Genomic DNA, 21448 nt, shown 5'->3' with positions numbered 1-21448 from the left:
GTCGCACTCGCAACAAAATTCAAGTCGAAGGAGACCTCTATGCGTAAGCGTCTGCTCGCCGGATTCCTGTTCTCCGCAATGATCCTCTCGGGCTCCGCGGCCCTCGCCGCCGAGAACTGGATCGGCACCTGGAAAATGAACGTCGCAAAGTCGAAGGCGAGCCCGGGCCCCGGGCCGAAGAGCCAGACCCTGATGTTCTCGGCGTCGCCGGCCGGAATCATGCTCTCGACCGAGGGCGTCATGGCCGACGGGTCCGTGCGGAAGGGCTCGTACACCTCCAAGTTCGACGGCAAGGACGTCGCCTGGGCCGGCAATCCGGACGCCGACATGGCCGCCCCCAAGAAGGTCGACGACAACAACTACACGAACACCTGGAAGAAGGGCGGGAAGGTCACGATCAACGCCAAGGCCGTCGTCTCGGCGGACGGCAAGACGCTCACCGTCACCCAGACCGGCAAGAACGCGAAGGGCGAGGACGTGAACTCGACCGCGGTCTACGAAAAGCAGTAAGCCCTACTCCGGCAGGAACGGCAGCGCCCTGCCCGCAAGTCGCGCGGGCAGGCGCTGCTTCACGAGGCGGCGGATCTCGCCGGGCGACGTCCGAAGCGTCACGTGCGTGAGGAGAATGACCTCGTTCTCGAAGAGGTCGGCGCGCTCGGCGATCTCGTCCACGTGCAGGTGCTTGAACGGCGCTGCGCGGCCCTTGTCGCGCTCCTCCACGAACGAGCACTCGAGGAGAAGCACCTTCGCCCGGAAGAACTCCGGCGGGGCCGCGTCGAAGATCCCGGCCGCCGTGTCGCCCGAGTAGGCCGCGAGCGGGATCGCGACGCGCCCCGCGACGTCCCTCCCCTCCGCCGCGAGGGCCTTGATCTCCTCGCGCGTCTTCGACTCGAACTCCGGGAGCAGCCGGTGTCGCTCCTCGGAGGCCACGAACGCGAGCGTCGGGACGCGGTGGTCGGCCGAAAAGCACGTCATCGAGAGGTCGCGCCGGAGCGCGACGCTGGAGCCGGGAGCCATCGCCTCGAGGCGCGCGTCGTACGTCACGTCCTCGAGCTGCGCATGGAGGGCGACGATCTTCCGCCACGCCTCGACGGCGGAGGGGTGCGTGTGGATCGTCCCGCCCGGCAGGCGCAGGAGCCGCCGCTGCGAGAACCAGTACGCGAGGCCGGCGCCGTGGTCGAGGTGGGCGTGCGACAGGAAGACGTGCGGGACCGGCACGAGCTCCCACGGGGAGCGGCCGAGGTCGAACGCGAAGCCCAGCGTCGGGAAGTGGAACCACGTCTCGCGGCCCGCCACGGACACGCCGCGCAGCGGCAGGCCCGCGAACGTCCCCTCGATCCGCCGGGCCCGCGCCTCCACCGTCACGGGCCGAGGATACCCGGCGCGTATACTCGGACGGCGTCTCAAACGGGTCCGGAGGCACCATGGCCCTCTTCAACCACGCCACCAAAGAGCTGACGGCCAAGATCGTCTTCTACGGGCCCGGGCTCTGCGGCAAGACCACGAACCTGAAGATCCTGCACCAGAGGCTGGAGCGCGGGGCAGGCAAGCTGCTGTCCCTGTCCACCGCGCAGGACCGCACGATCTATTTCGACCTGCTCCCGATCGAGCTCGGGAACATCAAGGGCTACACGGTGCGCTTTCAGGTGTGCACCGTTCCCGGACAGGTCTTCTACAACGAGACGCGCCGCATCGTGCTGCGCGGCGTGGACGGCCTCGTCTTCGTCGTGGACTCGCAGTGGTCGATGCTCTCGCACAACCTCGAGAGCTACCAGAACCTGCGCGACAACCTCGCCCAGGAAAAAATCTCGCTCGAGTCGCTGCCCGTCGTCATCCAGTACAACAAGCGCGACCTTCCGAGCGCGCTCTCGGTGGAAGCGCTCCAGGAGTCGCTCGGGTTCCAGTCGTACCCATACGTCGAGGCCGTCGCCTCCGAGGGTATGGGCGTCCTCGAGACGTTCAAGCTCGCCTCCAAGCTCACGTTCGTCGACCTCCTCCGGCGCCTCCAGCGCGGCTGGCAGCCGCCCGCCGAGGCGGACGTGCCGGCCGCCGAGTCGTCGGTCGGGTCGTCGTCGGGCCCCGGCGGCTCGACGCAGCCCTTCGCGAGCCCGGGGCCCGCGGTGTCGATCTCGGCCCCCGCCCCCGAGCCCGACGAGTCGCCTGCCGCCGCACCCGTCCTCGCGATGGCCGGCGGAGGATCCGCCGCCGCGGAGGAAGAAGAGGACGCCGACTGGGTCCCGCCCTCGGCCGAAGGCACCTTCGCGGACCTCTCGGACGACTCGCAGAAGTCCGTCGCTTCGGTGGCCCGTGCCGAGCAGGCTGCCGCGTCTGCAGCGGCGTCGGCGTCCGCCCCTGCCACGCGGCCGGAAGCGCTTCTCGGCGCGATCTCCGCATCCACGTCCGGCGAGCGCCCCCGCCCGCGGCCCGAGACGACGGCGCCCGTCACGCCGCTCGACGACAAGCTCAACGCCGTCCTTGCCGAGGCCCGCCGCGCCGCGGCCGGCCGCATCTCCGGAGCGTTCAAGCGCGAGGAGCCCGCGCCGTCCGAGGCCGCGAAGGCCGACACGCGGCGCGTCGAGGCGCTCGAGAAGTCGCTCGAGGCCGAGCGCGACGAACGACGCCAGATCGCGACGGCGCTCGAGGCTGAAAAGGCCGCGCGCGACGTCGCCGCGGTCCGGGCCGAAGAGACGTTCGAGGCTCTCAGGGCCGCCGCGGAGAGCGCGGCGTCACGCGCGAACGAGGCGCACGAGGCCGTCGCCGCGCTGACGGCCGAGCTGGCCGCGCTGCGCGTCGAGGTCGAGGAGAACCGGACGAGAATCGCCGATGCCGTCGCGGGAGAGCGTGCGGCCCGCGAGGGCGCCGAAGCGGCCGCGAACGAGGCCTCGGCCAGCCTCGCGGCGCGGCTCGCCGCGCTCACGGACGAGCTGCAGGCCGCGAAGGCCGCGGCGGAAGCGTCCCACGCGTCGGCCGGGGCGGCCTCGGACCGCGCGCGGCGGCTCGAGGAGGCTCTCCGGTCCGCGCTGCGCGACCTCTCGACCGGGGAACAGGCTCCCTAGGCGGGCTTGACCTTCTTCAGGAACGCCGACGACTGGCTCGCGAGCTTGGCGCCGCCGATCTTCTCGATCGCGCGCGAAAGATTCAGCATCTGGTCCTCGGCGAGGCCCACGAACTCGCCCCCGGCCTGGTAGACCAGCACGCGCGTGCCCTTGTCGTCCGCCGCGAACCCGCCCGCGCGGCAGCGCGTGACGCGCACGAGCGCCGCGAAAGGGATGCCCGCCAGCGTGGCCGCGAGGTCGCACGTGGAGCCCGGCCGCAGGGCGGACGGCAGCTCCATGAGAAGGCCGGTCGCGGACACGTTCAAGAGGTCGACGGGCATCGTCGACTTGATCTGGGCCTTGGTGCCCTTCGCGAGCGGAAGACGCGGCGCGCGCCGCTTGTCGTCCTTGCCCTTTTCCGGCGTCGCCAGAGTCGCAGTCCTCCGCCCGGAGTCTTATGGCAACAGCCGGTCCGCGTCAACGTTCAGCTGGTCAGGGTCGTGAGAAAACGCGGGTCCTCGCGCCAGCCGGGCCTCGCCGCGACGACGAGATCGAGGAAGAACCTTCCACCGAGCGATTTCTCGAGGTCGAGACGGGCCGCCGTGCCCGCCTCCTTGAGGAGTCGCCCGCCCGCCCCGAGGACGATTCCCTTGTGGCCGTCGCGGTCGACGACGATCGTCGCGCGCACGACCGTGAGGTTCTTCGCCGCTTCGCGGCGGACTTCCTCCACGAGAACGCCGAGGCCGTACGGAATCTCCTCGCGCGTCCGTTCGAGGAACTTCTCGCGGATCGTCTCGGCGATCCGGGTCGCGTCGTCGGACGTCGTCACGACGCCGGCCGGGAAGAGCGCGTCGCCCTCGGGAACGTGGCCCCTCAGGGCCTCGAGGAGCACGTCGAGACCTTCGCCCGTGAGCGCCGACGCCGGGACGATCGCGTCGAAAAGTCCCGACGCGCCGAGAGCGGCGAGGCGCGGCAGGAGCGTCTCCTTCCGCGGGACGAGGTCGACCTTGTTCAGGACGCAGATCCGCGGCGCCGGGGCGGCCTTCAGGAGCTCGAGAACGAAGCGGTCTCCCGCGCCCGCCGGCGCGGTGGCGTCGACGACGAGCAGGCGCACGTCCTCCTCGCGCAGGGCGTCCTGCGCTTCGGCGACCATGGACTTGTTCAGCCGGTGGAGAGGCTTGTGGAGTCCCGGCGTGTCGACGAACACGATCTGCCCCTCGTCGTCGTTCCGGATCCCGAGGAGGTTGCGCCGCGTGGTCTGCGGCTTGTCGGACACGATGGCGACCTTCGTCCCCACGAGCGCGTTCACGAGCGTCGACTTGCCCGCGTTCGGTCGCCCGACGACGGCGACCGTCCCGGAGCGGAGGGTCTTCATTCCGTCCCCGCCCCGCCGTCGTCGCGCGGCGGCGGCGCCTCGCGGCGCACGCGCACGCGGTGGATCCGGCGGCGATCGGCCTCCTCCACCGTGAACGAGAGTCCGGCCTCGTGGGCGACCTCGCCGGGCTTCGGGATGCGGCCGAGCTTCTCGGAAACGAGGCCGGCGACCGTGTCGTACTCGGCGCGCGGGAAGTCCACGTCGAACAGCGTCGCGAGCTCGGGGACGCGCACGCGGCCCGCGACCGACCACGAGCCGTCGCCCTGCGCGGTGACGGGCGGCGCCTCGTCCTCGTGCTCGTCCGCGATCTCGCCGACGAGCTCCTCGACGAGGTCTTCCAGCGTCGCGAGGCCCGTCACGGCCCCGTACTCGTCGACGACGATCGCGAGGGGGTGGCGGCGGCGGCGGAAGTCCGAGAGGAGCGTCGCCACCGTCTGGGACTCCGGCGCGAAGAAGACCTCGCGCGCGATCGCACGCGCGGTGGCGGGCGGGTCCGGGCGCCGCAGCACCGTGAAGACGTCCTTGACGTGGACGATCCCGACGGGCTTGTCGATCGAGCCCTCGACGAGCGGGAGGCGCGTGAACTTCGTCTTCACGAAGAGGTCGGCGATCTCGTCGAGGGGCGCGTCGGCCTCGGCGAAGACGATGTCCGGGCGCGGCGTCATGACCTGCCCCACGGTGCGGTCGTTGAAGTCGACGGCGCGAGAGACGAGCTCTTCCTCGTGCTTCTCGAGAATGCCCTCCTCGCGGGCGACGTCGAGGAGCGCGCGCACCTCGGCGTCCTTCGTCGCCTCCTCCTTCGCCGCGTCCGGCACGAGGCCGCCCTCGGGGGCGTCCTCCTCGACCTCGACGAGGCGCGAGAGGAGCGGCGTGAGCGGCGCCGAGAGGAAGTCGACGAGCGGGATCAGCCACCCGAAGCCCGCGAGGAGCGCGTCGCCGCCCCGCCGCGCGACCCAGCGGATCACGAGGCTCTCGGCGACGATCCAGCCGAGAAGGATCACGACGGCCGAGAGGAGCCACGGCTCGCCGACACCGAGCGCCGCGAGCGCCGAGCCGAGGCAGAGGAGGCCGCCGAGGACGGCGCCCTGCGCCGTGAGGCGCACCGCGATCCGCGAGACGCGCACGTGCTCGCGCGCAAGGAGCGTCCCGAAGCGCGCCGGGTCGGCCTCGAGGAGCGCCTTGCGCCGAAGGACCGACAGGCTCTCGAGGGCCTGAGCGAAGCCCGAGAAGAGGACGAAGACGCCCGCGAAGAGCGCCGCCGCGACGAAGCCCGCACCCGCGGTCAGCCCGAAGCCCGTCACGGCACACCGTCCGGCCCGTCGCCGAAGGCCGCGAGGATGAGACGTCTCTGGAGTCGGAACATCCTGCCGTCGTCCTTCTCGTGATCGTATCCGAGAAGGTGCAGGAGGCCGTGGGCGAGGAGAATCTGGACCTCGCGGGAAACCGCATGCCCCCGCAGGCGCGCCTGCCGGCCCGCGTACGGGACGTCGATCACGAGGTCGCCGAGGAAGGAAGAAGAAGAAGAAGAAGAAGAAGAAGATTCTTCGAGTGATGGGAAAGAGAGGACGTCGGTCGAGCGGTCCTTGCGGCGCCACGTCCTGTTCAGCGTCCGCATGCGCGCGTCGCCGCACAGGAGGATCGAGAGAGAGGCGCGCTTCGCGCCCGCCTTCGAAAGGAGGGCGCGGGTCCAGGCGCTCACCCGGGCCGCGGGCGGCGCGCCGGCGACGGTGCAAAGGACATCGACGGCGCCGATGGCTCCGCCCGCCCGCGATTGCGCTCTTGCTCTCTTCACTTTCTAAGAAATCTTAATGCGCCCTGGCGGAAACCGAGGCGCTACTCGCGATGGCCGTTGCCGTTGCCGTTGCCGTTCCCGTTTCCGTTCGCGGCGGCCGCGTCGGCCGCGTCGGCCTTCTGCTTCTCGAAGGCCTCGTAGGCGGTCACGACGGACTGGACGATGCGGTGGCGGACGACGTCGCGCTGGTCGAAGCGGATGAACTTGACGCCGTCGACGCCGGCGAGGACGCGGTCGGCTTCCTTCAGGCCCGAGATCTTCCCCTGCGGGAGGTCGATCTGCGTGACGTCGCCCGTCACGACGGCCCGGCTCCCGAAGCCCATGCGGGTCAGGAACATCTTCATCTGCTCGGACGTCGTGTTCTGGGCCTCGTCGAGGATCACGAACGCGTCGTTCAGCGTGCGGCCGCGCATGAACGCGAGCGGCGCCACCTCGATGATGTTCCGCTCGAGCATCCGCCCGACCTTTTCGTAGCCGAGGATGTCGTAGAGCGCGTCGTGCAGCGGCCGAAGGTACGGGTTCACCTTCTCGGCGAGGTCGCCGGGGAGGAATCCGAGCTTCTCGCCCGCCTCGACCGCGGGGCGGCAGAGGACGATGCGCTTGACCTTCTTCTCGAGGAGGGCGGCCGCCGCCATCGCGACGGCAAGGTACGTCTTGCCCGTGCCCGCGGGCCCGATCGCGAACACGATGTCGTGCTCGAGGACGGCCTGCAGGTACTCCTGCTGGCGGACATTGCGCGGCGAGACGACCTGGCGGAGCGCCGGGCCGACGGACCGGTTCTCGAAGAAGTCGACGAGCGACGTCCCCGGCTCCTCGCGCAGGATGCGGATCGCGGCCTCGAGGTCGGGCTTCTTCGGGACATAGCCGCGCTCGATGAGCTTCGCGAAGTCGGAGAGGAGGCGGGCGGCGAGGGCCGTGCCGTCGGGATCGCCGGAGACGGAGACTTCCCGCCCGCGCGCGGCGATCTCGACGCCGAAAGCGTCTTCGAGAAGCCTCAGGTTTTCGTCGTGGACACCGAAGAGCGCGCCGAGCCCGGCCTCGGGAAGGGTGAGAGGAATGGCGTCGGGTCGGATGTGAGTGCGCGCCTCCGGGGAAATGATAGCAAGGTTTCTTCGAAGGGTGAAGAGACTTACTTCGCGTTCTTCCGGACGAACTCCACCATCTCGTCGCCCTGGACGTTCTTTACGCGGTGCTCCAGCGTGTCCGACGCGCTCGCCACGATCTTGTGGTGGACGCCGACGACCGTCTTGCCGCTCTTGTCCACGATTTTCCAGTCGTAGACGATCGTGCCCGAGCCGACCGCCCCTCCGATCCAGCCGCCCCAGGCGGCGCCCTTCTTGGGGTAGCGGAACTCCGTGATCTGTCCCTTCAGGGTGTAGTCGCCGGAGCCGCCGGTCACGAACTTCGCGCCGGCCTTCTCGATGCGCTCGTTCGTGTCCTTGGCGAAGCTCTCCTGCATGAACACGTCCGCGTTGCCGTACTCGAGACCGCCCATGTCGCCGCTGGCGGGCGCGTCGGCCTTCTTCTCGAACTTCTGGACGTGGATCGTCTTGCCCGAGAAGCTGAAGCCGTCGGCGACGTACACGCAGTCGAACTTGTCCTTCTTGCACTTGTCGATCCCGAGGTACTTGAGGTCTTCCTTCGGGCTGTCGGCGGCAGCCGCCGAGAAGGCGGCGGCGAGGAACGCACCGGCGATGAGGGTGATGGCTCTCTTCATGAGTCCTCCTGTTTGAAACGGGGACTCATTTTATACGATCAGGCGGCTTCCGCCGCCGAGTCCTTCAGGATCCGCCCGTCGTGGACCTCGATGACGCGGCCGGCGCGGCGGGCGAGGCTCATGTCGTGCGTGATGACGACGAGCGTGCCGCCACCCGTCCAGAGCTCCGTGAAGAGGCCCATGATGTCCCCGCCGGACGTCGAGTCGAGGTTCCCGGTGGGCTCGTCCGCGAGGAGCATGTCGGGCTTCATCGCGAGGGCCCGCGCGACGGCGACGCGCTGCATCTGGCCGCCGGACAGCTCCGTGGGCCTGTGCTCGAGGCGGTCGCCGAGGCCGACCTTCGTCAGGAGCTCGGCCGCGCGCGCGCGGCGCTCATTCGGGGGAACGCCGCCGAACAGCATCGGCATCTCCACGTTCTCGAGCGCCGAGATCTGCGGCAGGAGGTTGAAGTTCTGGAAGACGAACCCGACGCGGCGGTTCCTCACGTCGGCGAGCGCGTCGCGCGAGAGGCCCGCGACCGGCTCCCCCGCGAGGCGGTACGACCCGCTCGTGGGCGTGTCGAGGCAGCCGAGGAGGTTCATGAGCGTGGACTTGCCCGAGCCCGACGGCCCGACGATGGCCACGAACTCGCCCTTCCGGATCGTGAAGCTCACGCCCTTGAGGGCCTCGACCTTCACCTTGCCGGTGTCGTACACCTTGCGGATGTCGTCCATGGCAACGATGTCGTCGGTCGGCGGGGCGGCGGTCCTCACGTCGCGGGGCATGCGGTCTCCTTCATCGTCATTCGTAGCGCAGGGTGGCGGCAGGGTCGATGGCCGCCGCGCGGCGGGCCGGGAAGTAGCCGGCCATGAGGCCGATCGCGCCGAGGATCCCGGCGGTGGTCGCGGCGATGACCGGCGAAAGCGTCGGACGGCCCAGGAACGCGAGAACGCGGTTCGAGCCGTCCGGGATGAGGCCGAGGCCGGTCACGAGGAGGGTCGCGATCGTCATCCCCGCGACCCCGCCCACGAGCGTGTAGACGAGCCCCTCGAGGACGAAGGGCCACGTGATCCAGCGCGCCTTCGCGCCGAGGGCCATCTTCACGCCGATCTCGCGCGTCCGCTCCTTCACGACGGCGTACATGATGTTCGCGACGCCGACGCCACCGATGAGGAGAGTCAGCGCGCCGATCAGGCCGAGGAAGATCTGGATCCCGATGATCATGTTCTGGCCCTGCTTCGACGTCTTGACGATGTTCCACGTGGAGAGCGCGCGCTCGTCCGTCGGGTCGTAGCCGTACTTGGCGCCGAGGATCTCGTTCAGGCGGGCGAGCGCGGGTGCCATCTCCTCGGGCGTCCGCGACTGGATCACGAGGACGTTCAGCCGGTCGCGCCCGAAGAGCGCCTTGAACGTCGTCCACGGGATCACGGCGTGCTTCTCGTCCGGCCCGCCGTAGACGCCCATCTGCGTCTTGTGCTGCATGACGCCGATGACCGTGAACGGCGAATTGTTCACGAGGAGCGTCTTCCCGACAGGGTCGTCCTTTCCGAAGATGTCCTTCGCCATCTCGTCGCCGAGGAAGATCACGCGGCGCTTCTCGGCCTCGTCCCCGGGCGTCAGCCAGCGGCCGCCCGCCACGGGGTAGTGCTTGCGCGCCTCGCCGTAGACGACGTTGGTGCCGAGGACGCGGCCGTTCACGGTCTTGCGCCCGTACGTGAGCGCCGTGCGCCAGGACGTGACCTCGCCGATGACGGCAGGGAGCTCGGGCATGCGTTCCGCCACGAACGAGACGTCGTCCGTCGTGAGGCGGATGTCGCGGCCGGGAGGCATGCCCTTCCAGGGCTTCGACGTCTCGTTCGGCCACATGACGGCGAGGTTCTCGCCCGTGGAGCGGCGGTTGCGGTCCATCTGGCGTTTGAGGCCCTCGCCGAAGGAGAGGAGGAGAAGGATCGCGACGGTCCCCCACGCGATTGCAGCGATCGTGAGAAACGCGCGTTTCTTCGACAGCCGCGAGGACTGTGCGAAGAGGGTCAGGACGACGGCGGGCGTCCGCATCAGAGCTTCATCGCCACGACCGGATCCAGCCGCGACGCCTCCCGGGCCGGGAACCACCCGGCGACGAAGCCAATTGCCCCGAGGATCCCGATCGTGATCGCCGCGACGAACGGTGACACTTCGGGGACGCCGACGTACTCCGTGAGCCCGAAGCGCGGAAACACGGCGCAGAGCCCGAGCGACAGCGCGAGTCCGATCGCGCCGCCGATCCCGGTCACGAGGAGCGTCTCGAGGAGGAACTGCCCGAGGATGAAGCGCTGCTTCGCTCCGAGCGCCATCTTGATCCCGATCTCCTTCGTCCGCTCCTCGACGACGACGTTCATGATGTTCGAGACGCCGATGCCGCCGACGACGAGCGTCAGCGAGCCGACGACGCCGAGGAATCCCGTGAAGGCGAGCATGAACGTGTCGAAGAACTTGAACTGCCCCGTGGTGTCCCACACGGACAGCGCTTCCTTGTCCTTCGGGTCGAACTTCTTGCGCTTGCCGAGGATCTCGAGGACGCGCGCCGACAGGGGCTCCGTGTCGAAGGCGGACGTCGCCTGGTAGATCACGTTGTTCACGTACTTCTCGCCCGTGAGCGCGCGGTACGTCGTGCCCGGGATCGAGGCCTTGTCGTTGTCGCGCCCGCTGTAGCTCGAGTCCTGGGTCTTCGGCTTCAGGACGCCGATCACGAGGAAGGGCGAGCTGCCGAGCATGACGGTCTTCCCGACCGCGTCTTCAGGCTTGCCGAAGACGTTCTTCGCGAGCTTGTCGCCGAGGAAGACGACGCGGCGCTGCTCGGCCATGTCCATGGGGTCGATGAACCGGCCGCCGGCGTCCGGGATCAGGTTGCGCATCCGGCCGAACTCCGGCGAGACGCCCGAGACGTCCACGGGCCACGTCTTGAGGTCGAGGTGGAGCTTCATGGACGTCTGGTACTCGCTCGAGACGCCGGAGAGCCCTTCGGCCTCCCGGCGGATCGCATCGACGTCCTCCTCGACGAGGCGGATCCTCCGGCCCTTGCCGAGGCCCTGGTACGGGACCGACGTGAGGCCCGGCCACGCGATGCAGATCCGGTCCCCCAATCCCGCGGTGTTCTTGATCAGCTGCTTCTTCAACCCCGTGCCGAACGCGAGGAGCAGCGTCACGGCCACGGTCCCCCAGACGATGCCGAACACCGTCAGGAACGTTCGCAGCTTCTGGCTGCGCACGTCCCTCAGCAGCTGCCGGAGGACCTCGGAGAGGGAGACCACCTCAGGAGATCTCCTTCGGGGGTCTCTGCACGACCTTGTCGCCCTTCGCGAGACCGGAGATCACTTCCACGTTCATGCCGTCCGAGATGCCGAGCTTGACCTCGATCTTCTTCGGCTCGACCTTGCTGCCCTTGGCCTTCTCGTCCGGGACCTCGACGAAGCTCTTCTTGCCGCCGTCTTCCCACACGACGAGGCGTTCGGGGATCGTGAGGATGTCCTTCTTCTCGCGAATGATGAGGTCGGCGTTCGCCGAATACCCCGCGCGGAGCGTGATCTTCGTGTTTGCGTCGAGCTCGATCTCGACGTCGAACAGCGTCGCGCCTTCCTTCTGCTGGGCCTGCGGGGCGATGCGGGAGACCTTGCCCGTCACGACGTCCGTCGGGAGCGCCCCGACCTTGATGCGGGCCGGGAGATTCACGTGAAGCTTGCCGACGTCGATCTCGTCGACCGTGCCCTTGAAGATCAGATCGCTCATGTCCGCGATCGTCGCCATCTCCGTGCCCGGCTGGTAGGACGTGAGCGGGACGATGGGGTCGCCCGGGTTCACGAGGCGGGTCAGGATCGTCCCGGCGGCCGGCGCACGGATGATCGACTCGAGCCCCGTCGTGGCCGTCTTCGCGAGGCTGCCCTTGCGCGTCAGGTCGCGGTCCTGCTCGGCCTTGTTCAGCGCCACCTTCGCGAGCTCGAAACTCTCGCGCTTCTGGTCCACGTCCGACTTCGCCGTGATCCCCTGCCGGAACAGCTCCTCGGCCCGGTCGAATTCGAGCTGTGCGCGCTGGAAGGTCGCTTTCGCGGATTCGACGGCGCGATCCACGCCGGTCAGCTCGAGCGGCGTCGGGTCGGGCCCGATCTCGAAGAGCGGGTCGCCGGCTTTCACCCGATCGCCGACCTGGACGCGGCAGACCCGAACGATGCCCGAGATCTTGGACTTGACCGAGAACTTCTGGCGGGGCTGGATCTGCCCGACGGCAACGGCCTTCTCGGTTATCGACCCGAGCTGCGCATCGACGAGCTTCATGCCGCCGTCGGCCTTCCTGGCGCCCCGGCTGTAGGCGTAGACGCCGGTGGCCGCCCCGGCCAGAAGGGTCAACCCGAGCAGAATCTTCAGGATCTTGGCCATGCCGATGCCTCCCGGGCGGAGCCCCGTTCCAAAAGGGGATACGCCGGGAACGCCGGAAAGTTCCGGGGTCAGCGGACCATCGTGTTCGCGGGGAGCGCGACGCCCTCCGGCGTGTAAAGCGCCTGGATGCAGGCCATGCCCGACGTCGGGTGGTGATACAGGTAGACGTAGTCGAACCCCCCGCCGTCGCGCAGCTTGAGCTCCGGGGGACGCAGCGCCGAGGATCGGTACGCCCGGACGAACCCCGTGTCGAAGGGCGGAGTGTCCGAGCAGCCGTACCTGAACTCCCGGATCGGCTCCGTCGGGGTGAGGACCCGGAGCTTCAACGCCGCCACGAGCGTCGTCGACTGCGCGGGGGTCAGCGGGAGGACGCAGGCGCCCGAGTTGAGCGTGCCGAACATCCGGCACTTCACGTCGTTCACGAGGACGCCCTCGCGCGCCAGGAGGGACTTCACGTCGCGCGCGAGGTCGCCGCGCGCCCAGACGTTCCAGGCCCAGCCGCAGCCCCCACACGCGAGGAGAAGGCCCGCGGCGAGCGCGGCTCGGGTCAGGCGCCGGGTGTCCACGCCGTAATCCTACCCGCGAGAGCCGACGCCGCGACGACATACGGGCTCGCGAGGTAAACGGACCCCGGCCCGCTCCGGCCCGGGAAGTTGCGGTTGATCGCGCTGACGGTCACCTCGTCCGGCCGCGTCGACACGCCCGGACCCGCCGCGATGCAGGCGCCGCAGCCCGGCTCGATCGTGACGGCTCCCGCGCGCGCGAAAAGGTCGAGGTAACCTTTCTCCCGGCACCATTCGCGCACGTCGCGGCTCCCGAACTGGACGTAGAACCGCACGCCGGACGCCACGCGGCGGCCTCGCGCGAGGCCGTCGGCGAGGACGGCGGCGAGCATCTCCATGTCCTCCCGCTTTCCGGCCGTGCAAGACCCCCCGTAGGCGATGTCGATCGGGACGTCCCGGGCGAGATCGGCGATCCGGACGCCGTTGCCCGGGTCTCCCGGCAGGGCGACGAGGGGGGCGAGCGCCGAGACGTCGAGCGTGAGGATCGAGTCGTAAGCGGCGCCGGGATCGGGGGCGAGCCCTTCGCAGGCGCGGCGCGCGTCGTCGAGCGGAAGACCCCGCCGTTCGGCCAGGAACCGCGCCGTCGCGTCGTCGGGCGCGACGATCCCCGCGAACGCGCCGGCCTCGGCCGCCATGTTCGTCAGCGTGGCGCGCTCGTCGACGGACATCGCGCGCACCGCGTCGCCGCCGTACTCGAGGGCCTTCCCGATCGCGCCACCGCTCCGGACGGCCGGGTGCGCGAGAAGCGTGAGCATGACGTCCTTGGCCGCGACGCCGGCCGGCAGCGCGCCCGTCAATTCCACGCGGATCGTCGCCGGGACCGCCACGCGCACGTCGCGCGAGAGCCACGCGGCCGCGACTTCCGAGGTCCCGATCCCGAACGCGAGAGCGCCGAGCGCGCCCGCGTGCGTCGTGTGCGAATCGGAGCCGACCACGACCTGCCCGGGCCGGGCGTAGCGCTCGAGCATCAGGGAGTGGCAGATCCCGTCGCCCGCGCCGTGGAGCTTCAGGCCCTGCGCGCGGGCGAACTCCTCCTGGCGCGCCGCGAGGCCGTCCGCGAGCGCGAGGAGGCCGCGCCGGCGCCGCTCCTCCGGCATGACCTCTCCGAGGAGCGCGAGGTGGTCGCGAAAGAGGAGGACGCTCTCCGGGTCCGTGACGCGCGCGGCGGACCCGAGCTCGGCCTCGAATGCGTTCGCCGCCATCGGCGTGACGTACTCGTGCGAGAACCGCCAGTCCGTCCGGACGAAGCCCGCGTCGCCGGGCGCAACCGCGGGAACTCCGGCGTGCCGGGCGAGGATCTTCTCGGCGAGCGTCATCGGGCGCGCCGCCCGCCCGAACGGAGGCGGCACGGCCCCTCCCGCGAGGCGGGCGCGCGTGTACGCGAGGAGCCCGCCCGCCTCGACGATGCCTCGCGTCACGGCGTCCTCGCCGTCCGTGAAGAACGAGAGCGGAATCTCCTCACCCCGCCGGACCCTCGCGAGGATCGAGAAGTCCGTCGTGACGAGCATCCCGAGGTTGATCGCATTCTGGCGGTAGATGCGCTCGAAGCTCTCCGCGACGAGGAGGCGGATGCCGGCCGCGCGCTCGGCGTAAGGCGCCTGCTCGCGCGAAGAGCCCTTGCCGCGCCGGCGCCCGGCGACCGAAACGGCAAAGCCGCCGGCACGCACCGCGCCTTCGCCGAACGGCGTCACGCGCGCGTCGCCCTCGGCGCACGTGACCCCGAGGTACGCGAAACGGCCGAGCGCTTCGTCGTGGTGGAAGCAGACCCATCCCGGCGTGATCTCGTCCGTCGAGATCTGGTCCCGGAGGGCGTGGGAGGCGTCGTTCGCGTCCCAGGCGAGGTCCTCGCCCGAGAGCTGCCGGCGCACGAGGCCCGCGTCTTCGGTCAGGTAGAGGATGCGGCCGCCGAGGCGCACGGCAGGCTTCTCGCCGGACATCAGTTCACCACGTCCTCGGGATCGTCCTCCACGGTCGGATCGTCCGCCTCCGCGAGGCGCGGGGCGGGCGGCGCGCCCGGCACCATCGGGAGCGCGGGCCCGGGCTCGAGGACCCACCGCTCGAAGAGGTCGTCCGCGAGCTCGCGCAGGAACCGGCTCGCCTCCGTCACGACGACGATGCCGTACCGGTCGAACGCGGCGAGCGGGTGGACGAGGAAGAGCTCGTCCTTCGCGCGCGTCGCCGCCACGTAGAAGAGGCGGCGCTCCTCCTCGAGCCCCGGGGCCGTCCGGGCCGCGCGGACGTTCGGAAATCGGTCCTCGATGAGCCCGATGACGAAGACGGCCCGCCATTCGAGGCCCTTGGCCTGGTGGACGGACGAAAGGACGAGGCGCTCGTCTTCCTTTTCCCCAGCGATCGTCGTCTCGCCCGTCGGCTCGCCGAAGAGCGTGACCTCCTCGAGGAAGCTCTCGACGCCGTCGTACGGCAGCGCGAACTGGGCCAGTGCCTCGAGATCGTCGAGGCGCGCCTGGTGGTTGTCGAACTTCGACTTCGCGACGTGGGCGTAGCCGCCTTCGTCCACCACGTACCGGATCGCCTCGGCCGGAGCGCTCCGGAGCGAGGGCTTTCGCAGTGATTCCAGCGTCGCGGCGAGCTTCTTCAGGCCGCCCTGCGCGCCCGCCGGCGCCTTCCGGAAGTCCGTCCGGCAGAACGCGGCGACGGGGTCGGGCAGGTCGCCCACGGCCGTCCAGAGCGTCGCGGCCGTGCGCTCGCCCACCTTCGGGAGGAGCTTGAGGAGCCGCTTGAAGGACGTCTCCTCCTTCGGGTTCACGAGCAGGCGCAGGTACGCGAGGACGTCCTTCACGTGCTGCTGCTCGAAGAAGCGCATACCAGAGCGGATCTCGTACGGAATGCCCCGGCGCGTGAGCTCGATCTGGAGCTCGAGGGCCTGGTGGTGCGCGCGGTACAGGACGGCGATCTCGTTCAGCGGCGTCCCTTCGTCGCGCAGCTCGAGGACGCGCTGCGCGACGAACTCGGCCTGTTGCGAGACGTCCGACGCGCCGACGACGGCGACGGGCACGCCGGACGGGCGCACGGGCTTGAGCGTCTTTTCGAAGCGCCGCGTGTTCCCGGCGATCGACGCGTCCGCGAGGCGCAGGATCTCGGGCGTCGAACGGTAGTTCGTCTCGAGCGGGAACACGGACGTCCCCGGATGGCGGTCCGGGAAGCCCAGGAGGGCCTCGAAGTCGGCGCCCCGGAACGAGTAGATGGACTGCGCGTCGTCGCCCACGACCATCACGTTCGGCTTCTCGACGTCCTGAACGACCATGTCCACGAGGTCGGCCTGCAGATGGTTCACGTCCTGGTACTCGTCGACGAGGACGTGTTTGAACCTCAGCCCGAAGGAGCGCCGGATCTCGGGGCGCTCGAGCATGAGCCGCTTCCAGTTCAGGAGGAGGTCGTCGTAGTCCATCCCGTTCGCGAGGACTTTCCGCTCGAGATAGCGGTGCACGACCGTCCGGATCGCATCGATCTGCGGGAGAAAGTGCGGGTGCTCCTCCGTGATGACGTCGTCGAGCTTCCGCCCCGTGTTCACGCACAGGGACACGATCGCGCGCAGGAGGTCGCCCTTCGGGAAGCGGCGCTCCGTGACGGGAACGCCGATGTCGGACGTCGCGGACTCGAGGAGGTCTTTCGTGTCCTCCGAGTCGAGGATCGTGAAGTTCGGCTTGAAGCCGAGAAGCTCGGCGTGCGGGCGCAGGAGGCGCGCGCCCACCGAGTGAAACGTCCCCGCGGTCGCGCGCACGAGGTCCGCGCCGATGAGGGCCTCGACGCGCCGCTTCATCTCGCGCGCGGCGCGGTTCGTGAACGTCAGGAGGAGGAGCGACGCGGGGTCTGCGCCGTCCTCGATGAGGCGCGAGACGCGGTAGACGAGCGTGCGCGTCTTGCCCGAGCCGGCGCCCGCCACGACGAGCGTCGGGCCGTCCGGCGCGAAGACGACGGCCTTCTGCTCCTCGTTCAGCTCGCGCGCGTAATCCACGCGGTAGCTCTTCGCAACCGTGCGCTTGAGCACGTACCTGCGGGTCGCGGGCGGGCCGTCCGTCACGGCCGGAGATTACCCCTCCGGGACGCCTGCTAGGCTTCGCCGCGCGTGATTGAAGGACGCCGCGGCGCGACGCAGCTCGTGAGAGCCCTCGGGCTGTGGGACTGTGTCCTGTACGTCGCCGGCTCGATGATCGGGAGCGGGATCTTCCTCTCGGCCGGCAACGTCATCCGCAAGGCGGCCTTCCCCTCGTGGATCGTCGTCGTGTGGGTGATCGGCGCCGTCCACGCCGCCGCCGCCGGGCTGACGTACGCCGAGCTCGGCGCGCGCCGCCCTGCGGCCGGCGGCCCGTACGTGTACCTCTCCGAGACGTTCGGGCCGATCTGGGGCTTCCTCTACATGTGGGCGCTCGTCTTCGTCGTGATGCCGGGAACCGTCGCCGCCCTCTCGACCGCGTTCGCGGAGTTCCTCGGTTCGTTCTTCCCCGTTCTCGGAACTGCGGCTCCCGCCTTCTCCGCTTTCGGCCTGCCGGTCTCACAGGGCCAGCTCGTCGCGATCGCGACGGCGTTCGCGCTTTCGGCGTGGAACGTCCTGGGGATCAAGGAAGGCGGCCGGCTGAACGACGTCCTCACGGTCGTGAAGATCGGCTCGGTGATCGCCCTCGTCGGCTTCGGGCTGACGGCCGCGAAGGCCGTCCGGCCGTCCCTCGCATTCCCGCCGATGAACGCTCCCCTCGCGATCTCCGTCGGCGGCGCGCTCGCGGGCGTCCTGTGGGCATACGACGGCTGGATCAACCTTTCGGCCCTCGGCGCCGAGGTGAAGAACCCGAAGCGCGACATCCCCGGCGGGCTCATCCTCGGCGTCGGCGCGGTCGCCCTCCTTTACCTCGGGGCGAACGCGGTCTATCTCGGAGCGGCGCCTGCGGCCGTGCTCGGCGCGTCCCCGCGCGCGGCCGAGACGGCCGTGAAGGTCCTGTTCGGTGACGGCGCGGCCCGCTGGCTCTCGATCGCGGTGATCGTGTCCGTCCTCGGCTCCCTCGCCGCGAACATCATCCCGGCGCCGCGTATCGCGTGGGCCGCCGCGCAAGACGGCCGACTCCCCGCGCCGTTCGCGCGCCTTCACCCGAAGTACGCGACGCCCGCGTTCGGCCTCGTGTTCCAGGCGGTCTTCTCCGCGGCGCTGACGCTCTCGGGCAAGTTCGACGAGCTCGTCGCGACGGTCTCCTTCGCAGCGACGTTCTTCTACGCGCTCGGCGGCGCCGCCCTCTTCGTCTACCGCCGCCGGCAGCCGGACGCGCCGTGGAAGACGCCCGGCTACCCGTGGATCCCGGCGTTCTACGTCGTCACGTCGCTCGTCTTCACCGTCGCCATCGCCCTCGACGCTCCGAGGGACGCCGCGCGAGGCCTCCTGATCCTCGCCGCGGGCGTCGCCGTGTACGCCTGGCAAGGGCGGCGCGTGGCGGAACGCCGCTAGCGAGCCTCGGCGAGGCCGACGAGCCTTCCTGCCGTCGTGTCTCGCAGCACGAGGTCCGTCGGGCTGAGCTGTCCGAGCCGTTCCATCTCGGCGAAAGTCCGACGCGCCGCTTCGTAGACCGCGAGGGCCTCGCGACGCGCGGCTTCCCGGTCCTTGCCCCGGGCTCCCTGCATCTCCATCTCCCAGGTTTCGGCGAGAGCGACGTCGTGAGCCCCGAAACTGCCGGGAAGCCGCCCCGCGGTCACACCGGCCCTGGCGAGGGAGTCGAGCCGGGCGATTCCATCGAGGATCATCCGGCGTGCCTCGCGGAAGCGCCCGAGCGACGTGTGCGTCTGGGCGACCTGCAGCCGCGCCCTCAGCGCGGCAAGCTGCGCGCCCACATCCGCCGGATCCTTCGCGGCGATCTCGCCCGCGAGCGCGGCGGCCCTCTCGGCATGCGGCAACGCCTCGGCCGGACGGTTGGACCTCCGCAGAAAGACCGCGAGCGATCGCAGGCTGTGCGAGGCGTCCACCATCGTCTCCGCGTTGCGAGGGGCGGCCGCAAGCCGTGCCTCGTCGATCTCGACCGCCCGCCGGTACTCGCGCTCCGCCTCCGCGACGCGCACGAGACGGTCATAGAGACTCGCAAGGTATCGCGAGACGAGCGCCTGATTGCGCCGTTCGTTGTCGGTTGCCCCGGGATCGGCCGCGAGGAGGTCGAAAAGGCCCGCTTCGCGCCGACGGGCCGCGAGGGCGTCCTCGAAGTCACCTCGCTGGGTGAGGACCATGGCCCGCGCGTCGAGGACGATCGCAAGGCGCTTGCGGACGCTTCGGTCCGCGGGCGCGAGCGCGAGAGCCTCCTCGGCGGTCTTCACCGCGGCCGCGCTCAGCCGGAGGGCCTCCTCCGAGCTCGGGCCGAGCATTCCCGCCAGCGACGAACGTGCGCGGGCGAGGTCCAGCCGGTCCTGAAGCGTCGCGGAATGCGACTGAGCGGTCCTCTCCCGCAGCACGACCGCCTTGCGCAGGCTCTCCTGCGCACCGGCGGCGTCTCCCAGGCTCGCATTTCCCCCACCCTGTACGTCCGCGAGCTTCTCGTACGCGGCCGCGACGTCGCGCAGCAGCGCGAGGTCCTCGGGTTCCGCGGCAGGGTCGAGCCGGCTCAGGTACTCGAGGCCGCGGCGGACGAGGAGCTCGCGCGATCTCACGGTACCGGGCACGGCCGCGAGCGAATCGTTCAGCTCGAAGAGGAGCGTGTTCGCGAGGGCGCGCACGTCTTCGAGGCGCTTCTTCGAGACCGCCTCGTGCGCGCGCGCGATTCGCGCCTGGTGGAGAGCGACGCCGAAGCCGACGGCGAGAGAGAGAGCGGCGACCGCCGCCGCGGCGGCCGCCGTCCGGTGGCGGCTCACGAACTTGCCGAGACGGTAGGCCGCGCTCTCGGGCCGCGCCTCGACGGGCAGCCCGTCGAGATGGCGGCGGAGGTCCTCGGAGAGCTGGTCCACGGTCGCGTACCGGCGCCCGGGCTCCTTCCGCATCGCCTTGAGGACGATCGCGTCGAGGTCGCCCCTCAGGCCGGCCGCGCGCCGCGCCGCGTCCGGCCCCTTGGCGCGCTCGGCCGCCTCCGAGGGTGGCGGCGGGTCCACCTCGCAGATGGCCCGCCAAAGGAGGGCCGGCGCGGTGGCCGCCTCGCGGTACGGATGCGCGTCGGCGAGGAGCTCGTAGAGCATGACGCCGAGGGAGTAGACGTCGGCGGACGTCGTGATCGCGCGTCCCGCGAGCTGCTCCGGCGACGTGTACTCCGGAGTGAAGATGGCCGTGGCCGCCGTCGTGCGGTCCGGGTCTCCCGTTGCGGACGGCGCGAGCACCTTGGCGAGTCCGAAGTCGAGGAGCTTGACCGTGCCGTCCTCCATCACGAGGACGTTGGACGGCTTGATGTCGCGGTGGACGACGAGCATCCCGTGCGCGTGCTGGACGGCGCCGCACACGACCCGGAAGAGGGCGATGCGCTCCGCGAGGGACCGCCCCTTCGCGCGCACGTCCTCCGTCAGCGTCCGGCCCTCGATGTGCTCCATCACGAAGTACGGACGCCCGTCCTCCGTCGTGCCCCCGTCGAGCAGGCGCGCGATGTTCGGATGCTGAAGCGACGCGAGGATCTGCCGCTCCGTCCGGAAGCGGCGGAGGATGTCCTCGGTGTCCATCCCGCGCCGGACGAGCTTCACGGCGACGCGCCCCGCGTAGGCCTCGTCCGCCCGTTCGGCGAGGTAGACGGACCCCATGCCGCCCCGCCCGATCTCGCGGAGGAGCCGGTACGGGCCCACGCGCGCCGGCGGCGCGACCTCCTCGGCGTCGCTCGAGGGCAGCGGTGGCAGAGGAGCCCGTTCGAGGAACCCCGCGCCCTCCTGGTCCGAGGAGAGCAGGGCCTCGACTTCGCGGCGGAGAGCCTCGTCGCCGCCGCACCGGGTCGCGACGAGCGCCGCGCGTGCGCCCTCGGGAGCCTCCAGCGCGTCGAGAAAGATCTCCTTCGCGCGGCCGTAAGTCTCGGGCGTCACGGCGCCGCGGACCCCGCCATCTCGCGGTGGAGCCACGCCTCCGCGTGCCGCCAGTCCCGGCTGACCGTCGCCGCCGACACCTCGAGAGCCTCGGCAGCTTCGTCGATCGTGAGGCCGCCGTACACGCGCAGCTCGACGAGCTTCGCCTGCCGCGGGTCGAGTGAAGCGAGCCGCTCGAGCGCCTGGTCGAGGGCGAGAACGTCGAGGCTGGGCGGCGGCGTCGCGGCTTCGTCGCCCGCCCGCGAGAGAGGGACGAACGTCTTTCCGCCGTCCCGCTTGTCGGCGAGACGGCGGCGCGCGTGGTCGACGAGGACCTGCCGCATCGCCCGCGCCGAGACGGCGTAGAAGTGGAACCGATCCTGCCAGGGCACGCGGCTCTGGTCGACGAGGCGCATGTAAGCCTCGTGGACGAGCGCGGTGGGCTGAAGCGTGTGGCCGCGCCGCTCCTTCGCGAGAGCGCGCCGTGCGCGCTTTCGAAGCTCGTCGTAGACGAGCGGGACGAGCTTCTCGAGCGCCTCGCGGTCCCCCCCGTTCCAGGCGAGAAGGAGCCCGGTCACGTCGCCCGGCGGAGTGGGGTTCGGCCCGGTCATCGAAGAAGGT

At 70.4% G+C, this 21448-nt stretch carries 18 protein-coding genes and 1 pseudogene; 3 read left to right on the top strand and 16 right to left on the bottom strand.

All coding sequences use genetic code 11. The features are described 5' to 3' along the window. Positions 1-39 precede the first annotated feature (39 nt). Positions 40-510 (top strand): hypothetical protein, encoded by a 471-nt coding sequence (locus IPL89_05945; protein MBK9062723.1) that lies wholly within the window; start codon positions 40-42, stop codon positions 508-510. A 3-nt stretch (positions 511-513) separates the two neighbouring features. On the opposite strand, the gene IPL89_05940 is transcribed toward IPL89_05945, so the two are convergent. Further along, positions 514-1365, bottom strand: a complete 852-nt coding sequence (locus IPL89_05940) for a hypothetical protein (protein MBK9062722.1) — start codon at positions 1363-1365, stop codon at positions 514-516. Positions 1366-1424: 59 nt separating this feature from the next. Here IPL89_05940 and IPL89_05935 point away from each other — a divergent pair. Further along, positions 1425-2000 (top strand): annotated as a pseudogene (locus IPL89_05935) (gliding-motility protein MglA). Positions 2001-3052: 1052 nt separating this feature from the next. Here IPL89_05935 and IPL89_05930 read toward each other — a convergent pair. From IPL89_05930 to IPL89_05870, 13 genes are all read right to left on the bottom strand, one after another. After that, positions 3053-3376 (bottom strand): hypothetical protein, encoded by a 324-nt coding sequence (locus tag IPL89_05930; protein MBK9062721.1) that lies wholly within the window; start codon positions 3374-3376, stop codon positions 3053-3055. Positions 3377-3519: 143 nt separating this feature from the next. Beyond that, entirely contained in the window at positions 3520-4410 is an 891-nt protein-coding gene (gene era / locus IPL89_05925; protein ID MBK9062720.1) for a GTPase Era, read from the bottom strand. Next, on the bottom strand, positions 4407-5711 hold the full coding sequence (locus IPL89_05920; protein MBK9062719.1) for an HlyC/CorC family transporter: 1305 nt from the start codon (positions 5709-5711) through the stop codon (positions 4407-4409). The genes era and IPL89_05920 overlap by 4 nt, the downstream gene beginning before the upstream one ends. Then, positions 5708-6202: an rRNA maturation RNase YbeY gene (ybeY, locus tag IPL89_05915; GenBank protein ID MBK9062718.1), complete on the bottom strand. Its 495-nt coding sequence runs from the start codon at positions 6200-6202 to the stop codon at positions 5708-5710. Before ybeY ends, IPL89_05920 begins: the two co-directional genes overlap by 4 nt. Before the next feature lie 41 nt (positions 6203-6243). Then, on the bottom strand, positions 6244-7260 hold the full coding sequence (locus tag IPL89_05910; GenBank protein MBK9062717.1) for a PhoH family protein: 1017 nt from the start codon (positions 7258-7260) through the stop codon (positions 6244-6246). Between the two features lie 71 nt (positions 7261-7331). Further along, positions 7332-7919, bottom strand: a complete 588-nt coding sequence (locus IPL89_05905) for a hypothetical protein (protein MBK9062716.1) — start codon at positions 7917-7919, stop codon at positions 7332-7334. Between the two features lie 38 nt (positions 7920-7957). Continuing rightward, entirely contained in the window at positions 7958-8683 is a 726-nt protein-coding gene (locus IPL89_05900; GenBank protein ID MBK9062715.1) for an ABC transporter ATP-binding protein, read from the bottom strand. Between the two features lie 16 nt (positions 8684-8699). Continuing rightward, positions 8700-9953: an ABC transporter permease gene (locus tag IPL89_05895; GenBank protein ID MBK9062714.1), complete on the bottom strand. Its 1254-nt coding sequence runs from the start codon at positions 9951-9953 to the stop codon at positions 8700-8702. Further along, a complete protein-coding gene (locus IPL89_05890) occupies positions 9953-11188 on the bottom strand; it encodes an ABC transporter permease (protein MBK9062713.1) in 1236 nt (411 codons plus the stop codon). Before IPL89_05890 ends, IPL89_05895 begins: the two co-directional genes overlap by 1 nt. 1 nt (position 11189) lies before the next feature. Then, the gene (locus IPL89_05885) at positions 11190-12308 is read right to left on the bottom strand and encodes an efflux RND transporter periplasmic adaptor subunit (GenBank protein MBK9062712.1); all 1119 of its coding nucleotides are present in this window, start codon (positions 12306-12308) and stop codon (positions 11190-11192) included. A gap of 68 nt (positions 12309-12376) precedes the next feature. Further along, positions 12377-12874 carry a hypothetical protein gene (locus IPL89_05880; protein ID MBK9062711.1) on the bottom strand — a complete coding sequence of 166 codons (498 nt, stop codon included), beginning with the start codon at positions 12872-12874 and terminating at the stop codon, positions 12377-12379. Further along, positions 12856-14808 (bottom strand): 3-isopropylmalate dehydratase, encoded by a 1953-nt coding sequence (locus IPL89_05875; protein MBK9062710.1) that lies wholly within the window; start codon positions 14806-14808, stop codon positions 12856-12858. The genes IPL89_05880 and IPL89_05875 overlap by 19 nt, the downstream gene beginning before the upstream one ends. Further along, entirely contained in the window at positions 14808-16913 is a 2106-nt protein-coding gene (locus tag IPL89_05870) for an ATP-dependent helicase (GenBank protein MBK9062709.1), read from the bottom strand. The genes IPL89_05875 and IPL89_05870 overlap by 1 nt, the downstream gene beginning before the upstream one ends. A gap of 45 nt (positions 16914-16958) precedes the next feature. On the opposite strand from IPL89_05870, the gene IPL89_05865 reads away from it, so the two are divergent. Beyond that, on the top strand, positions 16959-18323 hold the full coding sequence (locus tag IPL89_05865; protein MBK9062708.1) for an amino acid permease: 1365 nt from the start codon (positions 16959-16961) through the stop codon (positions 18321-18323). Here the strand turns inward: IPL89_05865 and IPL89_05860 are convergent. Together IPL89_05860 and IPL89_05855 are read right to left on the bottom strand one after the other, a co-directional pair. Continuing rightward, positions 18320-20848 (bottom strand): serine/threonine protein kinase, encoded by a 2529-nt coding sequence (locus IPL89_05860; protein ID MBK9062707.1) that lies wholly within the window; start codon positions 20846-20848, stop codon positions 18320-18322. The two genes, IPL89_05865 and IPL89_05860, sit on opposite strands and share 4 nt — an antisense overlap. Next, positions 20845-21438, bottom strand: a complete 594-nt coding sequence (locus tag IPL89_05855; protein MBK9062706.1) for a sigma-70 family RNA polymerase sigma factor — start codon at positions 21436-21438, stop codon at positions 20845-20847. Before IPL89_05855 ends, IPL89_05860 begins: the two co-directional genes overlap by 4 nt. Positions 21439-21448 lie beyond the last annotated feature (10 nt).

Source organism: Acidobacteriota bacterium, from assembly GCA_016716715.1.
Lineage (GTDB): Bacteria > Acidobacteriota > Thermoanaerobaculia > UBA5066 > UBA5066 > Fen-183.
Note: the sequence above shows the minus strand (reverse complement) of the source record. Positions and strands in the feature narration are given on the sequence as shown.